The sequence below is a fragment of the Zhongshania sp. genome (assembly GCF_041623545.1).
GTDB lineage: Bacteria > Pseudomonadota > Gammaproteobacteria > Pseudomonadales > Spongiibacteraceae > Spongiibacter.
Window position 1 is genome coordinate 1 of sequence record NZ_JBFJWS010000162.1, and the last position, 7,207, is coordinate 7,207.

6 protein-coding genes and 1 tRNA gene are annotated in these 7,207 nt (G+C 47.8%); 6 read left to right on the forward strand and 1 reads right to left on the reverse strand.

Translation table 11 applies throughout. The annotated features are described in order from the left end of the window. Nucleotides 1-185 precede the first annotated feature (185 nt). The 3 genes from pbpG to ABYT30_RS13170 all read left to right on the forward strand — a co-directional run bounded on the left by pbpG (nt 186) and on the right by ABYT30_RS13170 (nt 2,492). The gene (gene pbpG, locus ABYT30_RS13160) at nt 186-1,100 is read left to right on the forward strand and encodes a D-alanyl-D-alanine endopeptidase (RefSeq protein WP_373096903.1); all 915 of its coding nucleotides are present in this window, start codon (nt 186-188) and stop codon (nt 1,098-1,100) included. 89 nt (nt 1,101-1,189) lie between these two features. Beyond that, complete coding sequence (locus ABYT30_RS13165; RefSeq protein WP_373096905.1) at nt 1,190-1,672, forward strand: hypothetical protein; 483 nt, start codon at nt 1,190-1,192, stop codon at nt 1,670-1,672. A gap of 52 nt (nt 1,673-1,724) precedes the next feature. Beyond that, nucleotides 1,725-2,492, forward strand: coding sequence for an SDR family oxidoreductase (locus ABYT30_RS13170; protein ID WP_373082425.1), 768 nt, complete (start codon nt 1,725-1,727; stop codon nt 2,490-2,492). Nucleotides 2,493-2,555: 63 nt separating this feature from the next. On the opposite strand, the gene ABYT30_RS13175 is transcribed toward ABYT30_RS13170, so the two are convergent. Beyond that, nucleotides 2,556-2,632, reverse strand: a tRNA-Pro gene (locus ABYT30_RS13175). A 411-nt stretch (nt 2,633-3,043) separates the two neighbouring features. On the opposite strand from ABYT30_RS13175, the gene ABYT30_RS13180 reads away from it, so the two are divergent. The 3 genes from ABYT30_RS13180 to ABYT30_RS13190 all read left to right on the forward strand — a co-directional run. Continuing rightward, the gene (locus ABYT30_RS13180; protein WP_373082422.1) at nt 3,044-5,017 is read left to right on the forward strand and encodes an ATP-binding protein; all 1,974 of its coding nucleotides are present in this window, start codon (nt 3,044-3,046) and stop codon (nt 5,015-5,017) included. Continuing rightward, nucleotides 5,017-5,409: a response regulator gene (locus tag ABYT30_RS13185; RefSeq protein WP_373082420.1), complete on the forward strand. Its 393-nt coding sequence runs from the start codon at nt 5,017-5,019 to the stop codon at nt 5,407-5,409. Before ABYT30_RS13180 ends, ABYT30_RS13185 begins: the two co-directional genes overlap by 1 nt. Next, nucleotides 5,409-7,207 (forward strand): EAL domain-containing protein (locus ABYT30_RS13190; protein ID WP_373096906.1); only part of this gene is annotated, 1,799 nt, incomplete at its 3' end. The genes ABYT30_RS13185 and ABYT30_RS13190, both read left to right, overlap by 1 nt.

Sequence of the window (7,207 nt, forward strand, 5' to 3'; positions counted from 1 at the left end):
ATGGACCGCGCAGCGGTAGATCAGATATTAGATACGCTGCGCCTGAAGGCTGTGGAATAGGTTTAATAGTACGGGAAACACCGTATTTGTATAAAAATTGAACAGAGTCGACATTTTGGTTTTTAGGGCTGTGCTAATCTCCGCTAAATCATAGTGTTAGTTAACCTTTGCTAATTGGTATCGTAATGACAAGAATAATGCTTTCTTTGGCTTTGGCCCTATTTATATCGCCACTCATGGCGGCAGATAACGGTGGTCGCAACCCAGCGAATCTGCAGCTCGCCTCGGTGAGTGCCGTGGTTGTCGATGCCGACAGCGGTGAAGTGCTGTATAAAAAGTACGCCAATATGGTCAAGCCAATCGCCTCCTTGACCAAGGTGATGACGGCGATGGTGGTGTTGGATGCAAAGTTGCCATTGAATGAAACGATTCGGTTCAGTAATGACGACCGCAAGGCCATTAATTACTACCACTCCCGCATTCGTGTCGACTCAGAGCTACCCCGCGGTGAAGTGCTGCGTTTGGCCTTGATGTCCTCAGAGAATCTCGCTGCGGCTGCCTTGGGGCGCAATTTTCCCGGTGGTTTACCCGCTTTTGTCGCCAGAATGAACGCCAAGGCACGCGCTTTGGGCATGAAAAATACTCACTTTGTCGACAGTAGTGGCTTGTCTCAGAATAATGTTTCAACGGCCGCAGACTTGGCTAAGTTGGTGGCGGCTGCGGCTAAGTATCGCGATATTACTGCATATTCGACAACACCGATCCACACCGCTTATTTTAGCCGCCCTCGGTATCGTCTCGATTACGTGAATACCAATCCGCTGGTGCGCTATCAGCGTTGGGACGTAGCAATGAGCAAAACCGGTTACCTCGATGAAGCGGGTCGCTGCTTGGTAATGAAAGCCAATGTTGATGGCAAAGACCTGCTAATTGTCATGTTAGATTCCTTTGGTAAAACCAGCCCAATGGGGGATGCCGGCCGCATAAAACGCTGGTTGGAGTCTGGTAATGGCGGTACTGTTGCCAGTGCAGCAAAAGATTATCAAAAACGTAAAATTGCGAGCCATTTGGCAAGCCGCGCTACCGCCAGTATTCGTTAAGGGCATTATTTTTTAGCCGCAATCTTTGAATACATTATTTTCGGGCTGCCTCGCCTAGCGAGGCAGCCCTTTTCATTTAAGGGGCCCCAGTGGTTTATCAACAGAATTATAATGAGCAGTCGTTAACGTGGACCGAGACCGCAGTGTCAGAGAATGGCGGGGAGTACACGCTGCATAGCAGTACCGTTACTCGTCCAGCAGATTGGCGTATTGAAGCACTGTTAGCTGACTGCGTAGAGCGTGCGGTGGGTTTGTTAGCAGTGAATATCGACGACGACTCTCTCTATCTGATGTTCGAGTGGAATTCTGCTGAGTCGACGCTCGCGATCGTGGTTACTGACGACAGTAAAAGCCGCGATGCTAAACTGCGCGTTCACTGTGATATGTCGGCTATGAATAGCAAAATCAAGCAGCTCTCTGAGTCGGAACAGTGGAAATACCAAGGCGAGACCTTTGCTGAGATCGTAAAACATGCGCTGCACGACTACCTAACTACCTGTCCGGGCTTTATGCGTTACTCTCTCGTGGCGGTCTTTCATCAGGGATCAAGGCAGCAGACCGAGCTACTGTAGTATTCGATGTTGGCGAAGCAATGTTGTCGTCTCAATTTTTAAGGACTTAAATATGCGGCTAAAAAATAGGGTTGCCTTAGTGACCGGCTCGTCCCGGGGAATAGGCGCTGCCATTGCACAAAAGCTCGCCGCCGATGGCGCTATGGTGATTTTACATGCGCGTGAAAACAGCGATAAAGCCAATGCCGTCGCAGAGGCGATTCGCCATGCCGGTGGCACGGCGGCAGTCGTTATGGGCGACTTGAGTACTGAAGAGGCGCCAATACGCATTGTCCAAGAAGCCTTTGCTATAAACGGTAGCCTGGATATTTTGGTGTGCAATGCCGGCGGTAGCGGCGGCGGTTTGGTGGTTAACGCTGAGCTGGCGGACATCAATAAGGTTATCGCCTTAAATTTGCGCGCGGTTATGTTAGCCACCGCAGAGTTTGCGCGATTGACCAAAAGTGAAGCGGGTCGGGTGGTGTTGATCTCCTCCGGCGCCGCGACTCACCCCGCCTACGGCGCCTCCACGCTGGCGGCGGCTAAAGCGGGTGCCGAAGCCTTTATTCGCTCGGCCGCTCAAGAGTTGGGTGAGCGCGGCATTACGCTGAACACCGTTGCGCCGGGTCCCACTAACACTGATCGAATAGCCGGTCAAAGTTGGACGAGTAAGATTCCACCGTGGACGGCTCTGCGGCGTCTCGGCGAACCCGATGACATTGCCGACATTGTCAGTTTTGTTGCCAGTGATGAAGCGCGCTGGCTAACTGGTGCAACGCTGCCCGCCAACGGCGGGCTTATCACGACCGCCGCGAATATTCTTGCCTACGCCTCTGATTAGCGCCGAGCTAGGATAAATATAGCGGCTGCTCTCGGCTAAGTACTGCCGGTGAATGTATTAGGCTGGTCGGAATGAGAGGATTCGAACCTCCGACCCCTGCGTCCCGAACGCAGTGCTCTACCAAGCTGAGCTACATTCCGAAAGGTGTCGACGACTAGCACCGGTGAATATATCAAAGCCAATTCCCCTTCTCAATTTCCCCGTATAAGCTCGTAATAGTAAAGCAGCGCATTTTACGAGTTTACGACTAAACTATCGTAAGAAGGCTTGAATTTACGTCCCTGGTGCCGGTCAGACGGTTTTAAATGACACTAATCCATTGTTTTTACTGAGATTGGCGTGGGCTCGGCACGGGAAACTACGCATATGGCACGATGCGCTGGGTGTGTATCCTTGTCTATTGCGAAATTGCGTTAGTTTTTCCATAAAAAACGTGTTTAAGTGGATGATATGATTATAAAAAAATGGGGTGGCGCGCACTCAATCTTGCTGTTGATTGGGCGTGTGGATTTGTTCGCGAATCCTTGGTGCTGCATTGGGAGCCGTCGTAAATGCTGAAGGTGATGGGTAAATCGCCAATACCGGCTGCGAGCGAGCTTGATCAGGGGACAGAGAGTTTTATGCCAGAAGATGCAGTAGATAAAAGTAGTGAGCGACGTAAAAAAGGTCTGCGCAAGGATCGTCGCCAACAGGTACGCAGAAGAACAATGCAGGTGCCGGCTTTCTTCTCCTTGGTATTGATTGCTAGTTTAAGTTTAGCTTTGTTGCTGGTTGTGTATAGTTGGCAAGCTGCTGCCGAAAGTGGCCGCGAAACCCAGCTATTTGGGGAGGCAAATAGCGCCATATTGGGGCGTTTGTCGCGAGCAGGTTTGGCCGAGCTGGAGAGTGATGGCGGTGGGCCACTGCTGGCGCAGCTGCGCAAGCATCCTAATTTTCTTTACTTACTCGTCGAGACTCGCCACGGCAAACGACTTGCCGATCACAGTAATCGCCTTGCCAATTTGATCGTGCCCGCGATGCCTTTGTCATCCAACCAGCGTCAACAGCACGGTTACCGCGACTTTAGCGTTAACGGCGGCGCAGACGATATCACCGAGTTCTATAGCCCGGTTAGTGAGGTTGAGGATCGCGTGCTGCGCTTGGGTATGTTCAAACCCAAGTTTTATTGGCCTTCAGGGGGGATCTATTATCTTTTGCTGTCGCTCCCGCTGATATTGCTGACATTCGCCGCACTTTCCGCACTATTCACGACGTATGTGCCAATCAAATTGTTGAGTAATCATTTTAAAAGCATGAAGGACAGTAAGGAGCTAAGCGGCATCGACAATAGCGTCCAGTCCTCACCACTGCTCGAAAATTTTAATGAACTAGTTGCCAACACCAAAACGATTATTTCTGAAATTGAGATGAAGCAGGATTCATTGCAGCTTAATAGCAAAGTCTTGAATTTTGATAAATTACGCGCTGAGGCGGTTATAAACGCGCTGCCAGACGGGGTGTTGGCGCTGGATCGGAGCGGATTAACGACCTTTTGTAATAATCGAATGCTGCGCTTTTTTCCTGCTTCCGCCTCTCGTACTAAAGAGACCCTTTATAGTGAGTGGTGCAATGTCCCTGAGGTCGTCCAATATATTGGTAGGCACTTAAAAAACCCGGCCAGCAGTAATATGGAACGTTTAGAATTTTGCTATTCCGAAGCGCCGAGCAACAGAAAAATTGCGATGGTTAGCGCCCGGCCACTGTTAAATAAAAGCAATTCTAATGAGGTTTTGGGCAGCCTTTACGTCTTTAGGGATATTAGTAGTGAAGTGCAAAACAAGAAAATATCTGAAGAGTTTGTTATTAATGCTGCTCATGAGCTAAAAACACCGCTGCACGTAATTAAAATGTACGCTGAAACCTTAATGGAAGACGATGTCGAGCCAGCATTGTTGACTGAGTCGGTCAACACTATTTACGATCAAGTCGATCGCATGGCAAGCCTAGTTAATAATCTATTAAATATTGCCAAAATCGAGATTGGCGAAATTTCATTAGAGCGCAGCCGAATCAAATTGCAGGATTTCCTAAAGGATATCTTTGACACCATGCAGCGCAGTGCGGAAAACACCGAGCTAGTTTTGGAAAAAAGCATACCGGAGAACCTGAGCGTTATCGTGGCTGACAAAGAGCTGCTGCGGGTGGCAATCAATAATTTGCTGTCTAATGCGATTAAATACAGTGGCGAGCGCGGTCAGGTAACGCTGATTGCGGAAGAAACTGATGAGCAAATTATCATTAGAGTAGAAGATAAGGGGCCAGGGATTTCAGCTGATGACCAGCAGCATATATTTGATAAATTCTACCGTTCAGAGGATGAAGGTATTCGTCAGAAATCTGGTCACGGTCTGGGCTTAACCTTGTCTCGTAATATTATTCAATTGCACCACGGTAGTCTCGTTGTGGAAAGTGAACTCGGTGAAGGCAGTACTTTTACTATCACCTTTAATAAGAAATTTAATATTATCGAAAAAGTGAGTTCCTAATGAAAAGAATACTCATTGCCGAAGACGAGCCACATATTTTCCGTGTTATCCGTATTGCCCTAGAGCGTGCAGGATACGACGTTGAGCACGCGCGCAATGGCGAAGAGGCGCTGGCAAAGCTTAAGATTCAATTTCCAGATGCACTCATAACGGATATTGCGATGCCTAAAATGGATGGCCGGGAGTTATGTCGTCGCATTGAAGAAGAGATCCCAGATCGGCAATTTCCAATTATTATTTCCACCTCTAAAACGGATATAGAACATCGCGAATGGTCTGGGAAAATGCAGAATCTCACGTTTTTGGAAAAGCCAGCAAGCCTTCGTCAGTTGATAGCACTACTTGCCGAGTTGCTAGACAGTAGCAAGGGGACGCAGCGGGGGCATTTGTGATGTTGTCGCAGCTAAAAAATATTGATTTTGAGCGATTTTTTAAGGCGCTTGAGCACATTCTCGGCCGCCTAGAGTGCTTGGCAATTTTAGATGAGGATTGCCATCCTATATACAGCTTCGGCAACAAATCGGTGATCGCAAAGCTTGATGCCCAGGAGTTGAAAGCATCCTTGTCAGTCAGTGAGAAAACTGAGATTACGTGCGGTGGCAGCGTCGCTGTTGGCTTTCCCCAAAGCTTGGCTGACGGACGGCTTGTATCATTTGTCTACGCTCGAGCTAAAATCCCGACTGAGCAAGACGCGCAGCGCTTTACCGAATACTTTAGCGAATTAGTCGCTGGTGTGTCTTCAGAAATCACTTATGAGCTTTCGCTGCATATTGAATTAGACGATATGGCTGAAGAGTTGGGGCGGCGCTATGAAGAGTTGAATTTAGTTTATAGTGTTAAAGATCATGCTGAATTATCCAGCGGCGTATTGGGGGCTGGGAATAGATCTTTGCAGCAACTCGTCGACGATTGCGCGACCTTCCTTAATGTCGATTATGCCGTGATTTCGATTCCTGGGAATAATTTACTTATAAGCTCAGTTGAAAGTATTGCCGGCGCTGCGCAACCATTGACGAGTCGACAGCTTTATCAGTGTTACGACTTGGTGGCAGCCTTAGAGAAAGCGGTAGTATTGAATTCGGATGCGGATGCTAAAACACATTGCATCGAAATAGCTGATGGTACGAAATTGGTGTGCGTGCCGATAGCAGCAGAAAATAACCGCTTAGCGGGTGTTTTTGTTGTCGTAAAGTACGATGTTGATCACGAATTTAGTAATAGCGATCGTCAGTTGGTTGAAATTCAAGCTGAAATGAGCCGGAAAATAATTCAGTCTCGCTATGACCCGCTAACGGGAATGTTGAATAGGGCAGAATTTGAAGGCAGATTTTCTAATCTATTGAATCAAGATAGTAGCTCCTGCTTGTTGCTTGTTTTTTATTTTAATAATTACAAAATCATTGTAGAAAATTTTGGCTATGCGCTTAGCAATCATCTGCTGCGCAGTTTTGCTGATATTTTACTCGCTCAATTTAGCGTGGATCATTTAATTGGGCGAGTTGATAGCAATGAATTTGCGGTAGTGTTGCACGGAGACGACGCAAATAATTTCCAAGTGATGCTAGATCAATTACTGGCCAATATTGACCTTGCGGCGAAAAACCGACAGCTCATACCAGAAGATTGCGGCTTTAGTGTCAATGTTGGCATTGTCAGTAAAGAAGACGGTTTGGAGGACGCCGCAGACTGGCTGGTTGCTGGTGACATTGCCTGCGTCCTTGCCAAGGATAACTCCTTTCAGCGCCAGCATCGCTATAACCCAGAAGATGAGAAACTGACTCAGCACAAGTCCGAAATGCTGTGGTTGCGCAAGGTTAAAGCAGCTATTGGTCAGCAAAGTTTTTTATTGTATTGCCAGCCAATGGCTTCATTATCGGGTGGCCCACCCCACTACGAGATCCTGTTACGAATTGTTGATGAAACAGGAGAACCCTTGTCGCCAGCCAAATTTATAGATGCAGCTGAGCGCTATGATCTTATGCCGAGTATTGATGAGTGGGTAGTGAAAAGTAGCCTTGAAATGCTGGAACGGCATGATATTTCTAGCATTAGCCCGGATTCCATCTGGAGTATTAATCTTTCAGGCCAATCTTTAAGTAGCGAGAAATTTAAGAAGTTTTTGCTTACCACGCTGTCGAGTGTCAATCTTGATAATCGGCAAGTTTGCTTCGAAGTTACAGAAACGGCGGC

Coding starts and splice junctions, on each gene's coding strand:
- pbpG (WP_373096903.1), top strand. CDS start 186: ATGACAAGAATAATGCTTTCTTTGGCTTTGGCCCTATTTATATCGCCA.
- ABYT30_RS13170 (WP_373082425.1), top strand. CDS start 1,725: ATGCGGCTAAAAAATAGGGTTGCCTTAGTGACCGGCTCGTCCCGGGGA.
- ABYT30_RS13180 (WP_373082422.1), top strand. CDS start 3,044: ATGCTGAAGGTGATGGGTAAATCGCCAATACCGGCTGCGAGCGAGCTT.
- ABYT30_RS13185 (WP_373082420.1), top strand. CDS start 5,017: ATGAAAAGAATACTCATTGCCGAAGACGAGCCACATATTTTCCGTGTT.